Below are 20,296 nucleotides of genomic sequence, written 5' to 3'. Positions count from 1 at the left end.
AATTTATTCACTCTCTCTAGTATCGTGTGGATCTTGGATTCTCTTGAACATTTTCTCGAGATCCTTGTTGCTGAACTGTACTAAAACAGGACGACCATGCGGACAATTGTAAGGATTTTCAGCTTTAGTCAAATTCTCCAATAACTTTCGTGCTTCATTATCAGTTATGTGATGATTAGCTTTGATAGCTCGCTTACAACTCATCATGATGGCGTTCTTCTCACGGAAACTTGCCACACTAATTTTAGAATCATTTAGAACATAGTCAATCATTTCTTTAATAGTCGATTCCTCTTGTCCGGGCACAAACCAAGTTGGATGAGTATTGACGACAAAACTGTTTTGACCAAAGTCATCTAAATACAAACCGATGCTTTCTAAAACTGGTTTCTTTTCCTTGATCAAGATGCTTTCAGCGTTGGGATAATCCAAGACGATTGGGACTAACAGTTTTTGTTGGTCGTTGGAAACTTTACCAATTTCTTTGCGATAGTATTCGTAATTAACTCGTTCTTGAGCAGCATGTTGGTCTATCAAGTAAAAACCATCTTCACTTTCAGCGACTAAATAAGTTCCATGGATTTGACCGATATAGCGCAAATCCGGGAAACCAATTGCCTCTTCCTGTGATACTGGTTCTTGTTGCGTTGCTTGTTGAGAATCTACTACTCGAACTTTTTGGTCGTTTTCTTGTTTGAGACGTTGATCCCAAGCTTTGAGATGTTTAGGGTCTTTAAAAATTGGCATCCCATCCATTGGTGTTTCTACGGGCGTTTCTGGTGACATTGGACGTTGAAACTCTGGTCCCGGTTCAGCTGTGGCTGTCATTAGTGGTTCGTTGATTTTGTCGATAGTTGAAATGTCATTTAAGCTAATTTGTTCAGGTCTATAGGTATCGACTTTAGGCGTGATCCCTTTTTTACCGAGATTCTTGACCGCATCAGGAATCAAATTTTGATCTGACAAACGTTCACGAATTCCATTGCTGATCAAGTCGGCGATATGACCTTCATTAGTCAAACGAACTTCTTGTTTTGTCGGATGAACGTTGATATCGACTAAAGCTGGGTCCATGGTGATATCGACTACCGCAATCGGAAATCTGGCCACCATCAACTTCGAACCGTAACCTCTGATAATAGCATTTGTCAGTTGGAAATTGCGAATGTAGCGACCGTTCAAGATTATTGAAATATACGAGCGGTTGGAACGAGTCGTATCCGGTTTTGAGAAGTACCCTTTGATTTGATAATCGGGGTCAGAATTTTCAAAATCGAGCATGTGACTAGCAATCGTCCGACCATAAATTCCAGCAATCGTCTGCTGTAAATTATTGTTGCCAGAAGTCCAAACTAAGTCTTTGCCTTCGTGAATCAAACGAAATGAAATCTCGGGATGACCAATAGCTAAACGGTCAACGATATCAACAATTTTGTTCAATTCAGTGTGCAGCGACTTAACGTATTTCAAGCGAGCTGGTGTATTGAAGAACAAATCTTCAACGGTCATCGTCGTACCTTTTGAACGGGCAAAGGTTTCTTTCTTGATCAATTCATTACCCGAAAACTTAACTCGTTGAGCTGACTTACCGTCAACACTTGTCACAACAGTTAGTTTGGAAACAGAAGCGATACTGGCTAAAGCTTCACCACGAAATCCTAATGTTTTGACATTGAACAAGTCACGGTCAGTTGAAATCTTACTAGTCGTGTGAGGCAAAAAAGCCACTTCAACATCATCACTAGCGATTCCTTTACCATTGTCATTAACTTCGATCGACTTCAATCCAGCTTGAGCGACAGTAATTAAAACTTGAGTAGCTTTGGCATCGATGGAATTTTCCACCAGCTCTTTGACGACTGATGCTGGGCGTTCAATAACTTCCCCAGCTGCAATCTGGTTGCTTAATTCAACTGGTAGTTCATGAATAATACCCATTTTTCCACCTTCTTTTAATTATTATTTGAGTTTCTTTTGCCATTTATAAAGTAAGTTAATGGCTTCAATTGGGGTGATACCCATTAAGTCTTGTTCAGAAATTTCTTTAACCACTTGTGATTCTTTGGTGGATATCTTCTTAGTAGTTGGTTTTGGTTCTGGGAAAAGCGACAATTGTTGTTCGTCGTCATCCATTGTATCAACTACTTCTGGTTGTTCTTTGACTTTTTCGACTGGCTTAACAGCAACTGGTTCACGAATACTTTCAGAAGTCGTCGTGTGAACCGAAGTTTCTTCCAAACTGCTTAAAATCTTGCTGGCACTGTTCAAAACCTCTTCTGGCAATCCCGCTAATTTAGCAACATGGATTCCGTAAGACTTATCTGCAGGTCCGGGCAAAACTTTGTGCAAAAAGACTAAGTCGCCATTTTCTTCAGAAGCATCAACGTGGACATTTTTTAGCCCTGGCAATTGAGCTTCTAGTTCAGTCAATTCATGATAGTGAGTTGAAAACATTGTCATCGCATGAACATTTTTGTCGATGTATTCGATGATTGCTTGAGCTAATGCCATTCCGTCATAAGTAGCTGTTCCACGACCAATTTCATCAAAGATGATCAAACTATTTTCAGTCGCATTCTTTAAAGCATCGTTAGCTTCACGCATTTCTACCATGAAAGTACTGTCACCAGAAATCAAATCATCGGCAGCACCGATTCTCGTGAAAATGTGGTCAAATATTGGTAATTTAGCACTCTCTGCCGGAACGAAACATCCGATCTGAGCCATGATAACGATCAAAGCTAGTTGACGCATATAGGTACTTTTACCGGACATATTGGGTCCAGTTATCAATAAAATATCAGTGTCTTTGTCAAAATTGACATCATTTGGAATGTAACTGTTATTACTCAAGACTTTTTCCACAACTGGGTGACGTCCATTAGTAATTTTTAGTTCGTGTTTATCCACAAATTCTGGTGCGATGTAGTGGTAATCTTCACTGACGACTGCGAAACTTTGAAGGACATCGAGTTGTGACAAAATATTAGCTAAAGCTTGAATACGTCTGATTTGGTCTTTGATTTTTTGGCGAATGTGATCAAATAAGTGATATTCCAACCCTTTTGACTTCTCTTCAGCCTCTAGGATCATGCTCTCTTTTTCTTTTAGTTCCGGTGTGATGTAGCGTTCAGCGTTAACTAGGGTTTGCTTTCTGGTATAGCGGTCTTCTGGGACTTTGTCGATATTGGCCCGACTGACCTCGATGTAATAACCAAAGACTTTGTTGTAGCCAATCTTCAAATTATTGATACCAGTTTCGTCTTGTTCCTTGGCCTTTAGAGTAGCCAACCACTTCTTACCATTCTTAGAAGCATCGAGATATTGGTCAAGCTGGTCGTTGTAACCTTCCTTGATCAAGCCCCCGCCAGTAACGGAAATTGGCGCTTCTTCAACGATAGCTTGGTCGATTAAATCACGGATATCAGCTACTTCGTCGATTTTTTCCACAAAGGCTGTCAATTCGTCATCACCGATGTCTAACAAGATTGACTTAATTTCAGGTACTTGTTGTAAGGAAGTCTTCAACTGGATCAAATCACGGCCGTTGACAGTTCCATAAGCTACTCGACCAGCTAACCGTTCAAGGTCGTAAACCTTTGTTAAATAGTCTTGGAATGATGATCTTTGGAAATAATTATCCAAGAATACTTGTACGAAATGTTGGCGTTGTTTTAACTTATCAACTGAAATTAAAGGCCGAGCTAACCATTGTTTAAGTAGGCGGCTTCCCATGGCAGTTTTCGTTTCATCCAAAAGCCACAAGAGTGTTCCTGATTTTTTATTAGTCCGAATATTTTTGAATAATTCCAAATTGCTTTGAGCAGAATGGTCCATTAATAAATAAGCGGAAGTTTCATATGATTGAGCCGGCTTCAAATGGTCGAGTGAACGCATTTGGGTTTTGATCAAATAACTGATTAACAATTTGACCGTATCGACTTCTTGGTCACTTGAGATCTGTGAGAAATCAAAACTATAATTGTCATCCAACTCATCCAATTTAGAAATCAAGATACCGTATTTACGCAATTGGTCGAGGTATTTTTGTGGAAAATTACCTGAGACAACTGTTTCTTTAGTATCGAGATTTTGCAATTCATTAGTTAAATCCAACTGATTTTTGACTGAGGTAACTTTGACTTCACCAGTGGATAAGTCAGCGTAAGCTAAGCCAAAGACATCTTTGTGCGCTGTGATTGCTGTGATGTAGTTGTTTTCCTTAGCTTGGTTAGCTTTGTCCATGATAGTTCCGGGAGTAACTACTCGAGTCACGCCACGTTTGACCATCTTACCTTGAGCGTCGGCAGGATTTTCTAATTGGTCACAGACAGCAACTTTGTAACCTTTATCCACAAGGGTGTCGATATAGCCCTCGATTGCATGATGTGGCACTCCACACATGGGGATGCCCTCGTCAGCTTTTTTATTACGGGATGTCAAAGTCAGTTCGAGAATCTGTGAACCTTTGACAGCATCGTCGTAAAACATTTCATAAAAGTCACCAACTCGATATAACAAAAAAGCATCTGGATATTGTTTCTTATACTCCAGATATTGCTCCATCATTGGTGTTTCTTTAGTTTTTTGAGGCATGAATTCCCTCCATTAATTCAAGAAAGTTTGATTATTTGGTGTAATTACATAATTTTTGATACTACGTGCATTGTTCGTTTTGTCATTTATCTCAACGACACAGAAATTAATTTGCATGCGACCATCTTCATCAACATCGAAGCGATTAGGTCTTTGCGTTAAAAAGTTATTGATGATTGGTTCTTTTTTGTCACCCAAGATACCGTCATATGAACCAGTCATCCCAACATCAGTCAAGAGTGCCGTTTGCTTGTTGATAACTTGTGCATCGTTAGTTTGAACGTGCGTGTGAGTTCCGACAACTGCCGAGACACGACCAACCATATAATTGGCAAAAGCAATCTTCTCACTAGTTGTTTCAGCGTGGAAGTCAACGAACTTGATAGCATCGTCGTCCAAAGTCTTCAACAAATCGTCAGCGGCTAAAAACGGATTATCAAGTGCGCGCATCATTGCTGTTCCCATCATGTTGATGACGTAGACTTTTTTAGAATTGACGTTGATTTCAATGAATCCACGACCAGGAACATTTTTGCCAGGGAAATTGTATGGACGTAAAATATTTTTCTTAGGATCATCGATGAAGTCTAAAATTTCACGTTTATCCCAAGTATGATTTCCTCCCGTGACCACATCAGCTCCAGCACGAGTGATCTTTTGATAGTCAGGTTCCTTGGTTCCCTTACCACCAGCAGCATTTTCGCCATTGACGATGGTCAGTTGTGGCTTAACCTTCTTTTTGATTTCAGGTAGATACGTTTCAATTGCCTTAATGCCGACAGAACCTACGACATCTCCTACGAAGAGTATTTTCATATTATTTTATCCCCAATCTTTACCTATGATATTGTATCAATTTTAGCGGAAATAAAAAAGGCCAAGCGAACACTTGGTCGTATATTTTAACTCTAAAAAACTTGCTTTTAAACCCAGTTAGAAATTTTATTCTTTGTTATACTGGCGGTGCAAATACAATTAGAAGGAGTTTTTATGAAAAAATACCACATTTTGAGTTTATTTTCGGTTCCTTTTCTTTTAGTACCTTGCACTAATTTGGTTAACGTATCAGCGAAAACTACCACATATAATTTTTTCCCAACTGATAACGGACCAATCGATACTAGTTATTCAGGGACTGTCATTACTATTGGCAATAGACCATTTTTAACACTGTACGCTTTCAACAACAATCGATTCAGCTTGATTCGCAATCGAGCTTTAGCTCCTAAAACAGCTTGGTTTTATGATCAAACTGTTTCTAGAAACGGTGAAATCTATTATCGAGTTGCGACTAACGAATGGATTAAATATGATGAAATTGAAGATTTCAGCGGTCATCACAACCGCAAACATTTTGAGAAAAAGACGATTACTTTGAGAGTTGGTCCGGTCTTGCCCGCCCCTATTTTTGATGGGAATTTCAATAATACTGGGAAGACTTTAGCCGTTGGTAGTGAGTGGATTGCTTTCGAGAAACCTGTTTATTTTGAGGATGACGCTTATTATCAGATTGGGAAAGATGAGTTTGTCGCTGGGGAGAGAGTTATTAATTTACATTGAAGTTAATTCAAGAACTGAGTATATACTGCTCGGTCCTTTTTATTTTGGAAGAAGTTGTCATATTTATTTAATTTCAAATTTTATCTCAAATTAAGTAATCGGTTACACATTTTGATATACTGGCAGTGAAAAAATATCTAGAAGGAGTTTCTTATGAAGAAAAATCATGTTTTGAATTTATTTTCATCATTATTTCTTTTAGCATCATGTACTAGTTTAACAACTGTATCAGCACAAACCATCGATTATAATTCTCCAACTATCGATAATGGTCCTATTGACACAAGATACACAGGCACAATAACTACTTTAGATAATAAACCATTTTTGACACTATACTCATTAAACAATAATCAATTAACTTTAATTAGAAATAGAGCTTTAGCACCTAATACATCCTGGTATTACGATCAAGTTATTTCAAGAAATGGAAATATCTATTATCGTGTCGCTACTAACGAATGGATAAGAATCGATGAAATTCAAAATTTCAATGCGCAACGGAATGAAGAGCAAACATCTAGAAAGACAATAACTATAAAAATCGATGATATTTACCCTGCTCCAATTTATGATATTAATATGAATGACACAGGGAAAACTTTGGCAGCTGGTTCTTCATGGACTGCTTTTGAAGATCCTGTCTATATAAAGGACGCTATTTTTTACCAAGTCGGAGATAATGAATATGTTTCTTGGATAAATGTTATTAATCCGGATACTGGGAAAGATTATCACTGGTAATCGTAAAATGAGATTACACAATTCAAAGCCCTTATTTAAAACTGCTTTTACTCAGATCTCCAAAACAAGTATTATTAAAATATAATAAAAAATAAAGGGTATTTGTATACAGCATGAAAAATAATATTCCTAAACCATTGGTTGAAAAAATAAAATACGATTCTGTATCTTTAAAGAAATTCGAGAATAAGCTTGTCTCATCTCATGACAATAAAGAGGATGAGATACTTTTTAGATACCCCACAATTTACATTGTCAACGATAAGTATAAGCAGGGAAAAGGTTCAAAGAAAATCAAAAATAATGAATACTCTGTTTACGTCGGCGAAACAAATGATATTAAACGTCGTACCAACGAGCATTTATTAGTAGATTCAAAGAATGAAGAATTTTGGCAAAAAATCAAGGATTCTTCCAATTCTGAAATGTTTTTAATTGGTCATGAGCATTTTAATAAATCTTTGACTTTAGATCTTGAAAATAGATTAATGCACTATATGTCAGGTATCGAAGCTGTAAAGAGCATTTCCAATAAACGTACCAATCAGCAAAATAAGTATTATACTTCTGACGAATTAGATACTATTTTTGAAAAATTATGGGCAGAATTACGCAATAAAAAGCAAGATCTCTTTCCTAGTATTAATGTCATAAAAGACTCTGCTATTTTTAAATCTTCTCCTTTTCAAAAGTTAACCTTGGAACAATTTGAAGCTAAAGACCAAATTATTGCAAAAATTGAAGAAAATTTAAATAGAGAAAAAAGTGGTCAGCTCATCTGGGTAACTGGAGAAGCAGGAACTGGAAAAACAGTTTTACTTAGTAATTTGTTTTATGAACTGTATAAGTCGGCTGCTGAAAACAGCGACAATGTAATTTTGCGAAATAAAACAGTATCACTTTTAGTTAATCATGATGAACAAGTAAAAGTATATCAACAAATAGCATCAAAATTAGGTATGGTTGACGATAATAATCCCGAGATGGTAACTAAACCAACACATTTCATTTTGAATCACACTCCGGAAGAAAAAATCGATGTTGTCTTGGTAGATGAAGCACATTTACTTTGGACACAAGGAAAACAATCTTATAGAGGTAAAGATCAATTAACTGATTTACTAAATCGTGCGAGAGTTGTAGTTGCCGTATTTGACCCAAGCCAAATTCTTACCACTGAAGAATACCGCTCGTTAGATTGGATCCAAAAATCTAAACTAAATGCTATCTCTCACAACAATTACATTAAATTAGAAAATCAAATGCGTATTCATGGTAATAAAGAAACCGTTAATTGGATTAGAACACTTGTCGACGAATCAACGATAAAAAATATCCCAAGAGATGATTCATTTGATCTTAAAATCCTTAAAACTCCTCATGATTTATTAAAAGCTATAAAAACTAAAGCTAAAGATGAAAAAAATGGTATATCTAGATTGCTAGCAACTTTTGATTGGAAATATGTTAATGGCAAAAAGGATGAAAATGGTAATCTATGGCAAGTAACTGTTGGAGACTTCTCTATGCCTTGGAATCTTCAAATTTCTGCACCTGCAAAAATTAAAGAATTACCTTGGGCTGAACAGCCTCAAACAATTGATGAAATCGGCTCGACTTTTACAATTCAAGGCTTTGATTTAAATTATGCTGGAGTAATAATTGGTCCATCTGTAAAATATCGTAATGGAAAAATTATTTTTGACAAAAAAGCTAGTAAGAATAGAAAAGCTACTCAAAAAAGAAATGGCAAAATCGACAACTCTCAAGAATTTTTAAAGAATGAATTAAATGTTCTCTTAACTCGTGGTGTTAATGGATTATACATATATGCTGTAGATAAAGAATTACAAAATCAATTATTAAAGGCTCAGGGGGAATAAAAATGACTGATAATTCTATGGACTTAGTTAACAAATTTCGTGATGATCGTAATTGGCGCCAATTTCACAATGAAAAAGATTTAGCAATTTCTATATCGCTAGAAGCTTCAGAATTATTGGAATTATTTCAATGGAAAAAATCCGAAGATGTCGTTAGCAAAAAGCAAAAAGAACTCAAAGAAGAATTAGCAGATGTTTTAATTTATTCTTACATGATGGCTGACAATTTGAATCTTGATGTTGATGAAATAATTGCTGAAAAAATAAAAAAAGATAGCATCAAATATCCTGTTGATAAAAGTTTTGGAAATAGTAAAAAGTATACGGAGCTATAAAAATAAGGACTTCCCTTAATTCGGGAGTCCTTATTTATTTGATCTTAAAACATCTGCAAAACCCCAACCACCACAATCGGCACAATCAAAGATGGTAAGAGGTTTAACACTTTAATTTTCTTAATATTCAACAAACCTAATCCAGAAGCCAAAATCAAGATTCCACCAACCACGGTCAACTCAGTGATCATGTCGGCATTGATTGAATTTTGCAACAACATGGCGATCAAGTAAATACTACCTTGCCAACAAAATACTGCCACTGCTGCGAAAGCCATTCCGAAGCCAAACGTTGACGCTAAAACTATCGAAGTGATTCCGTCCAACATCCCATTGGTGAACAAGAATGTGTAGTCTTTGTTCAAAGCAGCTTGAATTGGTCCTAGAATCGACAATGAACCGATACAGTACAACAAGATCCCGGTTGCTAAACCTTCTGCTAAATTACTTTTTCCATCGGCACTAGGTTTGGAAAACTTCCCTACTAAATTATCAAAATGCTTCTCTAAATCAAGCCACTGTCCAATAACACCGCCAACTGCCAAACTGACGATGAACAATACGGGATAGTGGCTTTTTGGCATGTGTTGCACAACTGCATTGATACCAACTGCCATCGCAACGAGTCCTAGTGCTTGCGTCAGAATCTCATTATACGCAGGCTTGATTCCTTTTTTGAAATAACTACCGGCAAAGCTGCCCACTAAAATCATGGCAACATTAAAAAACGTCCCTATCATGAGATCCCCCCTCGTAAATTCATTAACAAAAATTATAAACTCTCTAGTCACTAGAGGGTCAATTGTCTTTAATAGGAATTTTAATCTCTGTCACATATTTGTCAAAATCATCCGTAATACCATAATCAATCAAAGCTGTCTCAACCGCTGGACCAATAATTTCAAAATTATGCTTTTGACAATATTGCAATAATTTTTGATACTGAATCGCTGCCGTATCGTGAGTTCCATGAAACCTCAAGCGAACGTATTTACCAGCTCTCAAAATCCCAGTTGCATCCCCTGAGTCCCCTGGTTCTAAAATCAACAACAAACCGTTATAACTGTCAAAATGTTCTCGCAATAGATTTTCTTCTGACACAGTTAGAGCAATTTTTCCTAAAAAGATATTTTTGTCCAATCCAAAACGTTTCCGCAAAGTTACAATTGGAAATTCAATATCATCACTAGGTTGATAATCTTCATCCAAATAAACGACTGATATCGCTGGTAAATCAACTATTTCAATCTTGTCCAAAGTACTATTGACTGCATCCTCAACTTGATTGATTCGAGCATCGATTCGCCGATCAATATTTTCTAACGCTGTAATTTGTTTTCTAACTTGTAGCTTCTGCTCTTTTAACATAGCTTCTAATTTACTAGTATCTCGTGCATCAAAAAATTGTTTAATGGCATCAATCGGCAAGTCTAAAGCTCGCAAATAAGTGATGACATTTAAACGCTCAAATTGTTGAGTAGAATAATAACGATAATGAGTTTTATTGTTGATTTTTGCTGGTTTCAATAAACCGACTTCATCATAATATCGAAGCGTTGGAACCTTGATATTAAAGAGTTTTGAGAGTTGCCCAATAGTAAAAAGTTGATCCACGTTTGGTCTCCTTTGAGTTAATTAGGTTGATTCAATTTATGAAAGAAAAATCATTAATAACTGAATCAAAAGGATATTTGTTTCATTTTATAATACTTAATGTATAGATATATTCTAAATTAAGAAACTTTATATAAAAGTATTTCTACCACGGGGGAAAAACAATATGAGAGATTATAAGACGATTCCCAAACTATTCTTGCTCTTTTTTACAGCTTTGTTGATGGTTTTAACTTTTAATACCACAACTGTCAAAGCCCTTAATCAAACTGACGTTGAAAACGCCGAAAAAGTCATGCGTAAGTATGATGGTATTAATAATTGGCAACTCAAATCCAATAATCCTTCCAATGACTATGACACGATACCTATAGGTGGCAATATTTCAATCGGATACGCATTTGGTTCCGTACGTGATGCCAGTGGTAACGTCAAAGCTGGCGATACTACCATTACAAAAGCCAGCACGACCGGTACCGTCAATGGTGCACCAACAATTAATAATTCTAAAATTAATATTTTTCTAGATTATAATGGCAAATATTATGGAATTCTGCATCAAAATAAAGACGCCTACATTGGCGGTAATCCAGGCGCCGCATCAGATACTTCAATTGATTTTGCGTTTCCTACAGGTAATAGTGATTCATATTTTTATAAAGATATGAATGTTCTTAATAAATTATCAGTATTTGATACATCAAATAATACTAGTAAATTATTTTATGTTGGAACTGATTCTAATAAGAAAAAAGTTTTCAAACTGGTGGGATACTATGGTCCAAAAAGTGTTTATGTAGAAATGGTTTTAAGACCTTCCCCATCTGGTTCACCTGTCGTACAACGTGAATTGTATGTTTATAATGGTGGCTCTAGTACTGCTCAAATCCAGACCTTTTATGGTGAAGATACAGGATTAAATCCTAATAATGATGATCAAACAGTTGATAATGTCCCAATGTTCGCTATTGGTGGCGGTCAAGGACTTTATCTATTAAGTGGCTCTAACTACAATCCCGCTTCTAAATTATTCGTTACAAATAACGTTGATGGTGGTTTCCAAGACTTTATGGGTAGAGTTTTGACAAATCCAACTAATTGGGGTGTCAAAGGTAAAGTCAATAATACTGGTTCTAATATTAGTGATCCTAGTTTACCTTGGGTTGCAACCCCTTCTGATAGTCAAATTGGTGATACAAAAGCGGCTGCCGATGCAGATCTACTAAAGGGTTCAAATTACGGTCGTGAATACGATATCGTCGATGGTAATGGTAAACAAGATACCGCTTATACATTAAGATGGCCACAAGAGAACCTAGCAGTTGGACAAGTCAGTAAATACGTTTCTAACATTGGTGCAACAATATCAGGTTATGCTATTCCTACTGTCAAAAAAACCTACACCAACGAAACCTCAACTGATGGTAAGAATCACGTCGGGGATAAATTAAACTTCACGTTAACTGTCAGAAACGATGGTTACAACTCAAATTGGCAACTAACTAGAATATTAGATGAATTGCCTAAAGGATTGACTCTTGATCCTAATTCTGTAAATACTTCTATGGCTAATGGTGACACGATCGACTTTAATCCTGGGACTTCAATTCCCGATAAAACTTCAACTAAATACACGTTCAGTGCCACAATCAATAATCAAGCTCCTTATAATTTAACCGATGGCAAATTAACTAATAAGGCTGAATTCACTGGTAACAATAAAGGACAGAGTGATTCGAAGACTTATGAAGCTAGTGTCGACATCCCCGTTGAAACACCAACCTTCAAATATCGTTTCACTAAACAAGTCAGAAATAATACCAATGATCCAAACGGTGCCTTTTCTAGTGAAACGACTGCCAAACAAGGCGACATCATCGACTACGAAGTCCAATTTATCAGTAATGGTACTTCCAATGTAACTGGTGGTAATTTCAAAGATGACTTACCTGCTGGACTAGAATTGGTTCCTGGTAGTGTGGCTTTAAACGGCGTTAAACAAAATGACTTGAATTTCTCACTTGGAACTTTATCCAATACCATAACTAACAAAATAACTTTTCAAGCCAAAGTCACGGCTATCGATCAAACTACGGCTTCTAATACAGCCTATATGACCAATATAACGACTAATACCGGCCAGCAATACGACAGTATTCAAACTGAAGAACCGGCGGTCGTCAACATTGAAGCGGCACCGCAAACAACTTCATTCGTGGAAGTTCCTACTAGTATCGACTTCGGTAGTGTCAATATGACCGATTCAGAGCGAATTTTACCAAATGTCAAAACTACTGGTAATTTAATTATCAATCACACTGCTGAAACACCTTTCCAAGTCAGTGTCAGTTATGACAACAACAACGCTCCTTTAACTAATGGTAGCGACAAGTTGATCAATGACAATGACGATGCCATGTTCTTCCATCAAGCTAGCAATGAATCCAATAACTGGAGAACCGTTTCAACATCCCCCGTTCCAATCAAATCAGAAGGATTTTCCGGTCAAATGTTGAATCAATCATTGAATGACTATATTGGTGCCAAGAAATGGAAATTAAGGGTTCCTGCCAACAGTAAATCTGGTAAGTACACTGGCCAAGTAACCTGGACGATTGCCGACACAATCAATTAATTCAAAAAAATAAAGCTATTATTTCAAAGAAAAATTTTGGAATAATGGCTTTTTTCATTTCGTGAAAGAAAAAGACTGAATAACTGAGTCGTTTTGTTAATAAATTCACTATATAATATGTGTTATAAAGATATATTCAAAAATGAGAGATTTCATATAAATATATTTCTATGGGGGAAAATAAAATGAAAGGTTATCAATCGATTCCCAAAATATTTTTATCAGTTTTCACAGTCCTGTTGATGGTTTTAACTTTTAATACTACTAATGCAAAAGCTGCTGCAGCAACCATCTCTAAGTCCGCTGTTACGGATGCAGAAAAAGTTATGAGAAAATATGATGGCATTGACTCTTGGACTTTTAAAGGAGACTTAGCAACTAACGAAGTCGGAAAAATTCCAATTGGTGGAAATGTCTCTTTAGGTTACGCCTTCGGGGCAGCTCGTGACGTTAGCGGAAATGTTAAAGCCGGTGATAAAACCATTTCACATCAAAGTACTGTTTTGTTTCCCAAAATATCAAATTCGAAAATAAACATTTTTCTAGACGATAATGGTAAATACTACGGTATTTTACATCAAGGTGAAGATTCTTATATCGGCGGATCTCCCGAAAATGCATCTAACACTTCAATTGATTTCGCGTTATTGGAAAGTAGTCAAAGTGCTAGTAATTTTTATGCAGATATGAATTTGTTAGCAAATGCCTCTCAAATTGATTCTGCTAATGGTGGTATTTATAAATTATTTTATACTGCCACAGACAAAAATGGTCAAAAAATACTTAAAATGGTCGGACATTTTTATAAAAAAGGTGTCTTTTTTGAAATAGTACTCAGACCATCTCCTAGTGGCTCTCCAGTTCTTCAACGTGAATTATATGTATATAACCCAGGGACAAAAAATGTTACTTTTCAACCTTTCTATGGTGAAGATACAGGATTGAATCCAGATAATAACGATAACAGTTCAGTTGATAACGTTCCTATGTTTGCCATTGGTGGAGGATTAGGATTATACATCGAAAGTGGCTTAAAAAATTCTGAATCAAAACTATTTATTACTAACAATATAGATGGTGGGTTTAAGGATTTTATGGGTAGAGTTCTTGCCTATCCTGATAACTGGAGTATCAAAGGAAAAGACCCCAATAAAGTTGAAATTTCTTCTCCAAAACTTCCATTCACAACAGAAGAAAATCCTTCCGCCAATATAAGTGGTGATACCAACGCTGCAGCTGATCAAAATCTAATGGTGGGAAAAAATAATTCTGGTCAAGAATACAAGATTGTTAATGGTGATGGAAAGCAAGATACTTCATACATTTTAAGATGGCCTTATACTACCCTAGCACCAGGAAATGTAGCGAAATTTGTTTCAAATATCGGTGCGACTGTTAAACCTTATGCCATTCCAACTGTTAAAAAAACCTACAAGAATCTCACTTCTAAAGATGGAACTAATAATGTAGGCGATAAATTACACTTTACTCTATCAGTAAGAAATGACGGTTACGGTTCTAATTGGATAATTTCTAAAATCAAAGATGACTTGCCAAACGGCCTAACCATCGATCCTAATAGTGCTCTGATAAATGAAAGTGGAACTGGAATTGATTACAACCCTAATACCGGCGTTACCGATGGCGCAACTGCAACCTATGAATTTGACGCCACTATTAATAATAAAGCTCCTGTTTATGCAACTAATGGAAAAATCACTAATACGGTTCAATTCACTGGTTACAATAAAGGCTTCAGTGATACCAGAACTTATGAAGATAGTGTCGATATTCCTATTGAAACACCAGACTATGCCTACGATTTTACTCATCAAGTACGTAACATCACTGCTGATCCTAACAGTGACTTCTCCGATACTGTAGACGCTACTACTGGAGATCAGCTTGAAATCAAGTCCGTTTTCACGGCTAGTGTAGGTACAGTACAAGATGCTAAATATAAAAATAAAGCTCTCGATGACAATGGCGATCTTTTAAACAATGAAAAAGATAAACTATCACTAGTCTCTGGTAGCGTCCAAATGAATGGCGTACCTGTCCAAGATGCTATTCAAAGCGGTCTGTACACAGAATATACACCTGCTGGCCAGCCGAATACATTTGTTTATAGAGTTCAAGTAAACAGCTCAACTGACGAAATAATTCATAACAGCAGTACAATGGAAGATGTAAAAGATGTCAATAATAAAGTTCTAAGCATTGGTCCTTCAGATAGCATCTCCATTCATGTTCATCCCCCAATCCCAACAACCTCCTTCATCGAGGTCCCAGAACTAATCGACTTCGGCAGCATCAACTCCACTGGTACCGAAAAGATGCTGACGAACAAACAAACCAAGGGAAATCTCATCGTTAGTCACAGCGCTGAAACTCCATATCAAGTTTTAGTCAGCTACGATAATAACAGTGATCAAGCTCTGGCTAATGGTGATGAAAAATTGATTCAAGATGACGGCTTATCCTTATTGCTCGACAACAGTTCCAATGAAGCAGTTGATGATTGGGAACCATTATCTACTACAGGAATTCCCATCAACAATCAAGAATTCATCGGCTCTGATGAACCACTGGATCTTACCAAGTATGTCGGTTTAGATAAATGGAAATTAAGAGTTCCTAGCACAGCAAAATCTGGTAAGTATACTGGTCAAGTAACTTGGACGATTGCTGATACTCCAGTTGAATGAGGCACAAAAAAAGCGTTAGTAGACAATCTACTAGCGCTTTTATAATTATTATTTATTAAGGGGATAAATTACATCATACCGCCCATACCACCGGCAGCAGGGTTACCAGCAGCAGGTGCAGCGTTGTTATCCTTTGGTTCTGGCTTGTCAGCAACAACTGCTTCTGTTGTCAACAATAGTGATGCAACACTGGCAGCATTTTGTAGTGCTGAACGTGTTACCTTAGTTGGGTCGATAATTCCGGCATCAACCATGTTTTCCCACTTGTCAGTAGCAGCATTGAAACCAATTTCGTTTTCTTGATCCTTGATGTGTTCAACGATAACTGAACCTTCAAAACCAGCATTTTCAGCGATTTGACGTAGTGGTTCTTCCAAAGCACGAGCAACGATGTTAATACCTGTTTGAACGTCGCCTTCAGCCTTCAAAGCAGTTACTTTATCTAGTACATTCATCAAAGCTGTACCACCACCAGCAACGTAGCCTTCTTCAACAGCGGCACGTGTAGCGTTTAGAGCATCTTCAATTCTGTATTTACGTTCTTTAAGTTCTGTTTCAGTAGCAGCACCAACTTTAACAACAGCAACACCACCAGCTAATTTAGCTAGACGTTCTTGTAATTTTTCTTTGTCAAAGTCTGATGTTGATTCAGCGATTTGCTTCTTGATCAAGTCAACACGTTCGCTGATAGCATCCTTGTTACCTGAACCTTCAACAATAGTTGTGTTGTCCTTTGTAACAGTAACTTTACCAGCTTGACCCAATTGATCCATTGTTGTGTCTTTTAGTTCAAGACCAAGATCAGAAGTAATAACTGTACCACCAGTTAATGTAGCGATATCTTCTAGTTGAGCCTTACGACGGTCACCAAAGCCAGGAGCTTTAACAGCAACGACGTTGAATGTACCACGAATCTTGTTCAAAACAAGTGTTGGTAATGCTTCACCATCAATATCATCAGCAATGATAAGCAATGACTTACCTTGTTGAACAATCTTTTGTAGTAATGGCAAGATATCTTGGATGTTTGAAATCTTCTTGTCTGTGATCAAGATGTAAGGATTGTCGAGGTCGGCTTCCATCTTGTCGTTATCTGTAACCATGTATTGTGAAATGTATCCACGATCAAATTGCATACCTTCAACAACGTCTAGAGTTGTATCGATACCCTTTGATTCTTCAATTGTGATAACACCATCGTTACCAACTTTTTCCATGGCGTCGGCAATTAACTTACCTGTTTCTTCACTAGCTGATGAAACTGAAGCTACTTGAGCAATATCGCTCTTGCCTGAAACCTTGTGTGAAATCTTGTGAAGTTCATCAACAGCAGCGTTTGTAGCTTTTTCGATACCAGTTCTGATACCAACAGGGTTAGCACCGGCTGTAACGTTCTTCATACCTTCTTTAACGATTGCTTGTGTCAAAACAGTAGCTGTAGTAGTACCGTCACCGGCAATGTCATTTGTCTTTGAAGCTACTTCAGAAACTAATTTTGCACCCATGTTTTCAAAGTGGTCTTCTAGTTCGATGCTCTTAGCGATTGTAACACCATCATTTGTGATTTCTGGTGAACCGTAACTCTTTTCAAGAACAACGTTTCTACCCTTAGGTCCGATTGTTGTTTTAACTGTGTCAGCTAATTTGTTAACACCGTCCATCATCTTTGAACGTGCATCTTCTGAAAACTTAATTTGTTTTGCCATTAAATTCCACACTCCATTTTCTGTAAAAATTTATCTAAAAGTACTTTTATTAGTCAACGATTGCCATGATATCTTTTTCATGAAGGATTAAATATTCATTGTCTTCGTACTTAACTGTTGAGCCTGCATACTTGTCAAAAAGAACTTTGTCACCCTTCTTAACGTTCATAGGTACTGTCTTGCCATCATCAGTAACTAATCCAGCACCGACAGCAACAACTTCAGCTGTTTGTGGCTTCTCTTTAGCATTGTTAGCTAAAACAATACCACCAACTGTCTTTTCTTCTTCTTTATCGACTGTTACAATGACTCTATCTCCAAGTGGTTTTAACAATTTAAATACCTCCAATATAGTAATTCTACGTTTGTTTAACTTTTTTAGCACTCAAACATCTCTTGTGCTAATCACAAGTTTTATATTAACATTATATTGTGAAGTTGCAAGTATTTACCTTTAAAAAATTCGGAGGGAATCATGTCTTACCAAAAAAATCAGTTCTTCACGCTGTTGACCTACATCCTTTTGTTATCGTTAGGGACAGTCCTATCAATGCTCTCTATCACAGGCTCAGCGTATTTTCTCACTATTACCTTAGGATCACTTATCGCAACCGGTGTGATGATTTATTTAGTTAAATTAGGTGGTCCATTAGATTTTGAAAAAAAATCCGATCTCAATCATGATTTACAGTGGATTATCTTAGGTACGATCGGTGCCATCGTAGTTCAATTTGGAATCGGCTTTTTAGATCAATTAGTTTTCCATGCCAGCACTAATTCGCAAAACACGATTGGTTTGTTATTGATGGTCAAAGAATATCCTTACTATTTCCTTTACGTAATGATTGCCGCTCCAATTATGGAAGAAATCATCTTTAGACGAGTGTTCTTCGCTAACTTGATCAAACCTACTAACGTCTATATTGCTGCAATCATTTCTGCGATTATCTTTGCTTTCATGCACCAAGATACGAGATTCTTAGTTTATGTTGCAATGGGATTATGGTTTGCTTTTATTTATTACAAGTCAAAAAATATTTACGTCAGCGCTGGTAGTCATATCATCATGAATGCCATCGTCTTGACCATGAGTATTGCCTAAAAAATAGCCTATCGGTAATTATAAAAATTATCGGTAGGCTATTTACGTGTGTTTAAATCGTTTGTTTCTTACTACATGGAAAATCTAGTCTCCACGCTTGTAGGATGCGACATACTTCTCTCTCTTGTCCTCATCGAACTCATGCTCACTCTTAGCAATGATAACAGTTGCTAGTGAATTACCAACAACGTTAACAGCAGTACGTCCCATATCTACGAGACGGTCAATACCAGCAATGAAGGTCAAACCTTGCATTGGGACACCAATTGTCGAAACTGTGGCTAGTAGCACGACAAATGATGCACCTGGCACTCCGGCCATCCCCTTAGATGTTAACATCAATACTACTACAAGGGTAATTTGTTGCCCAAGCGTTAAATTGATGTTGTAAGCCTGAGCCAAGAACAATGCAGCTAATGATTGATAAATGGCTGAACCATCAAGGTTAAAAGTATAACCTGTTGGAATAACGAACGAAACGATTCCCTTAGAAGAACCATAATCTTGCATTTTTTCCATCATCTTAGGTAAAGCTGCTTCCGAACTAGCAGTCGTTAAAGCTAAAGTAACTTCATTTTCAATAATTCTGAACATTTCATAAAATTTAACGTGGAACAAATGTCCTACAGCTGCCATAACGACAAAGACGAAAAACGCCATTGTTGCATAAGCAATCACAATGAATAATAGCAGTGGTTTAAGAGAATTAAAGCCCATTTCACCAACTGTAACACCGATCAAAGCACAGACACCAATTGGAGCTAAACGCATAACCCAGTTAGTTACTTTGAACATAACATTAGCCACAGCGTTTAAAACATCAACAATAATTTTACCTTGTTTACCAATTGAAGCTGTTCCCAATCCGAACAATACGGAGAAGAAGATAATTGGCAACATATCGCCTTTTCCAAGTGAGGCAAAGATATTAGTTGGAATGATACTCATCAAGATTGACCAAATACCCGAATGTTTGGCTGTTTTAGCGGTCGCAGTATATTGACTAATATCCGAACCTTTTAGACTATGAATATCGATAAAGGTACCGGGATGAGTAACATTAGCGACGATAATACCAATAATAATCGCTATTGTTGTCATAATTTCGAAATAGATTAAAGTTTTTAATCCGATTCGACCAAGTTTTTTAATATCACCCATATTGGCAATACCAACGGTCAAACAAGATATAACGATTGGTAAAACAATCATTTGAATCATGGAAATAAACATCGTACCAATGTTTTGCATGACTTGAATGGCAGCCTTATTCTGATAGAATAACTGCCCCAAGATAATACCTAGGATCAAACCAATGATGATTTGCCAACCTAAGCTTATCCGGAAAAACTTTTGCTTTTGCAATTTTAAGTCCCCTTTAAGTAAGCTTATTTTTAATTATAGAAGACTTTT

General features: G+C 36.8%; 15 protein-coding genes. 7 read left to right on the top strand and 8 right to left on the bottom strand.

Annotated elements, in window-relative coordinates; all coding sequences use genetic code 11:
* Nucleotides 1-3: 3 nt before the first annotated feature.
* From mutL to FFM65_RS02270, 3 genes are read right to left on the bottom strand one after another with little or no spacing between them, the layout of a single operon-like run.
* On the bottom strand, nt 4-1,938 hold the full coding sequence (gene mutL / locus FFM65_RS02280; RefSeq protein ID WP_119317435.1) for a DNA mismatch repair endonuclease MutL: 1,935 nt from the start codon (nt 1,936-1,938) through the stop codon (nt 4-6).
* Between the two features lie 21 nt (nt 1,939-1,959).
* The gene (gene mutS, locus FFM65_RS02275) at nt 1,960-4,596 is read right to left on the bottom strand and encodes a DNA mismatch repair protein MutS (RefSeq protein WP_119317434.1); all 2,637 of its coding nucleotides are present in this window, start codon (nt 4,594-4,596) and stop codon (nt 1,960-1,962) included.
* A 12-nt stretch (nt 4,597-4,608) separates the two neighbouring features.
* Nucleotides 4,609-5,412 carry a TIGR00282 family metallophosphoesterase gene (locus tag FFM65_RS02270; RefSeq protein WP_010018732.1) on the bottom strand — a complete coding sequence of 268 codons (804 nt, stop codon included), beginning with the start codon at nt 5,410-5,412 and terminating at the stop codon, nt 4,609-4,611.
* 174 nt (nt 5,413-5,586) lie between these two features.
* Between FFM65_RS02270 and FFM65_RS02265 the strand changes: the two genes are divergently transcribed.
* From FFM65_RS02265 to FFM65_RS02250, 4 genes are all read left to right on the top strand, one after another.
* Nucleotides 5,587-6,156, top strand: coding sequence for an SLAP domain-containing protein (locus tag FFM65_RS02265; RefSeq protein WP_119317433.1), 570 nt, complete (start codon nt 5,587-5,589; stop codon nt 6,154-6,156).
* A 153-nt stretch (nt 6,157-6,309) separates the two neighbouring features.
* Complete coding sequence (locus FFM65_RS02260; RefSeq protein WP_119317432.1) at nt 6,310-6,900, top strand: SLAP domain-containing protein; 591 nt, start codon at nt 6,310-6,312, stop codon at nt 6,898-6,900.
* A 113-nt stretch (nt 6,901-7,013) separates the two neighbouring features.
* On the top strand, nt 7,014-8,783 hold the full coding sequence (locus FFM65_RS02255) for a DUF2075 domain-containing protein (protein WP_119317431.1): 1,770 nt from the start codon (nt 7,014-7,016) through the stop codon (nt 8,781-8,783).
* A gap of 2 nt (nt 8,784-8,785) precedes the next feature.
* The gene (locus FFM65_RS02250; protein ID WP_119317430.1) at nt 8,786-9,118 is read left to right on the top strand and encodes a nucleotide pyrophosphohydrolase; all 333 of its coding nucleotides are present in this window, start codon (nt 8,786-8,788) and stop codon (nt 9,116-9,118) included.
* Nucleotides 9,119-9,162: 44 nt separating this feature from the next.
* Here FFM65_RS02250 and FFM65_RS02245 read toward each other — a convergent pair whose 3' ends face one another.
* Nucleotides 9,163-9,858, bottom strand: coding sequence for a DUF554 domain-containing protein (locus FFM65_RS02245; RefSeq protein ID WP_059074237.1), 696 nt, complete (start codon nt 9,856-9,858; stop codon nt 9,163-9,165).
* A 58-nt stretch (nt 9,859-9,916) separates the two neighbouring features.
* Nucleotides 9,917-10,732, bottom strand: a complete 816-nt coding sequence (locus FFM65_RS02240; RefSeq protein WP_119317429.1) for a MerR family transcriptional regulator — start codon at nt 10,730-10,732, stop codon at nt 9,917-9,919.
* 166 nt (nt 10,733-10,898) lie between these two features.
* Here FFM65_RS02240 and FFM65_RS02235 point away from each other — a divergent pair, with 166 nt between their 5' ends.
* Nucleotides 10,899-13,367: an isopeptide-forming domain-containing fimbrial protein gene (locus FFM65_RS02235; RefSeq protein WP_119317428.1), complete on the top strand. Its 2,469-nt coding sequence runs from the start codon at nt 10,899-10,901 to the stop codon at nt 13,365-13,367.
* A 185-nt stretch (nt 13,368-13,552) separates the two neighbouring features.
* Entirely contained in the window at nt 13,553-16,075 is a 2,523-nt protein-coding gene (locus FFM65_RS02230) for an isopeptide-forming domain-containing fimbrial protein (protein ID WP_119317427.1), read from the top strand.
* A gap of 68 nt (nt 16,076-16,143) precedes the next feature.
* Here FFM65_RS02230 and groL read toward each other — a convergent pair whose 3' ends face one another.
* Together groL and groES are read right to left on the bottom strand one after the other, a co-directional pair.
* On the bottom strand, nt 16,144-17,781 hold the full coding sequence (gene groL / locus FFM65_RS02225) for a chaperonin GroEL (RefSeq protein ID WP_119317426.1): 1,638 nt from the start codon (nt 17,779-17,781) through the stop codon (nt 16,144-16,146).
* 49 nt (nt 17,782-17,830) lie between these two features.
* A complete protein-coding gene (gene groES, locus FFM65_RS02220; RefSeq protein ID WP_010018718.1) occupies nt 17,831-18,115 on the bottom strand; it encodes a co-chaperone GroES in 285 nt (94 codons plus the stop codon).
* Nucleotides 18,116-18,256: 141 nt separating this feature from the next.
* Between groES and FFM65_RS02215 the strand changes: the two genes are divergently transcribed.
* The gene (locus FFM65_RS02215) at nt 18,257-18,883 is read left to right on the top strand and encodes a CPBP family intramembrane glutamic endopeptidase (RefSeq protein WP_245954207.1); all 627 of its coding nucleotides are present in this window, start codon (nt 18,257-18,259) and stop codon (nt 18,881-18,883) included.
* Between the two features lie 84 nt (nt 18,884-18,967).
* On the opposite strand, the gene FFM65_RS02210 is transcribed toward FFM65_RS02215, so the two are convergent.
* Entirely contained in the window at nt 18,968-20,248 is a 1,281-nt protein-coding gene (locus FFM65_RS02210; protein ID WP_119317425.1) for a cation:dicarboxylate symporter family transporter, read from the bottom strand.
* Nucleotides 20,249-20,296 lie beyond the last annotated feature (48 nt).

Source organism: Companilactobacillus formosensis, from assembly GCF_005405305.1.
In the GTDB taxonomy this organism is placed as follows: Bacteria; Bacillota; Bacilli; order Lactobacillales; family Lactobacillaceae; genus Companilactobacillus; species Companilactobacillus formosensis.
This window is presented reverse-complemented; position numbering and strand designations above follow the sequence as displayed.

Excerpts from the sequence above, each read along its gene's own strand:
- FFM65_RS02235 (WP_119317428.1), top strand. The coding sequence starts at position 10,899 with ATGAGAGATTATAAGACGATTCCCAAACTATTCTTGCTCTTTTTTACA.
- FFM65_RS02260 (WP_119317432.1), top strand. The coding sequence starts at position 6,310 with ATGAAGAAAAATCATGTTTTGAATTTATTTTCATCATTATTTCTTTTA.
- mutS (WP_119317434.1), bottom strand. The coding sequence starts at position 4,596 with ATGCCTCAAAAAACTAAAGAAACACCAATGATGGAGCAATATCTGGAG.
- mutL (WP_119317435.1), bottom strand. The coding sequence starts at position 1,938 with ATGGGTATTATTCATGAACTACCAGTTGAATTAAGCAACCAGATTGCA.
- FFM65_RS02230 (WP_119317427.1), top strand. The coding sequence starts at position 13,553 with ATGAAAGGTTATCAATCGATTCCCAAAATATTTTTATCAGTTTTCACA.
- FFM65_RS02265 (WP_119317433.1), top strand. The coding sequence starts at position 5,587 with ATGAAAAAATACCACATTTTGAGTTTATTTTCGGTTCCTTTTCTTTTA.
- FFM65_RS02270 (WP_010018732.1), bottom strand. The coding sequence starts at position 5,412 with ATGAAAATACTCTTCGTAGGAGATGTCGTAGGTTCTGTCGGCATTAAG.
- FFM65_RS02245 (WP_059074237.1), bottom strand. The coding sequence starts at position 9,858 with ATGATAGGGACGTTTTTTAATGTTGCCATGATTTTAGTGGGCAGCTTT.
- FFM65_RS02255 (WP_119317431.1), top strand. The coding sequence starts at position 7,014 with ATGAAAAATAATATTCCTAAACCATTGGTTGAAAAAATAAAATACGAT.
- FFM65_RS02250 (WP_119317430.1), top strand. The coding sequence starts at position 8,786 with ATGACTGATAATTCTATGGACTTAGTTAACAAATTTCGTGATGATCGT.
- FFM65_RS02215 (WP_245954207.1), top strand. The coding sequence starts at position 18,257 with ATGTCTTACCAAAAAAATCAGTTCTTCACGCTGTTGACCTACATCCTT.
- groL (WP_119317426.1), bottom strand. The coding sequence starts at position 17,781 with ATGGCAAAACAAATTAAGTTTTCAGAAGATGCACGTTCAAAGATGATG.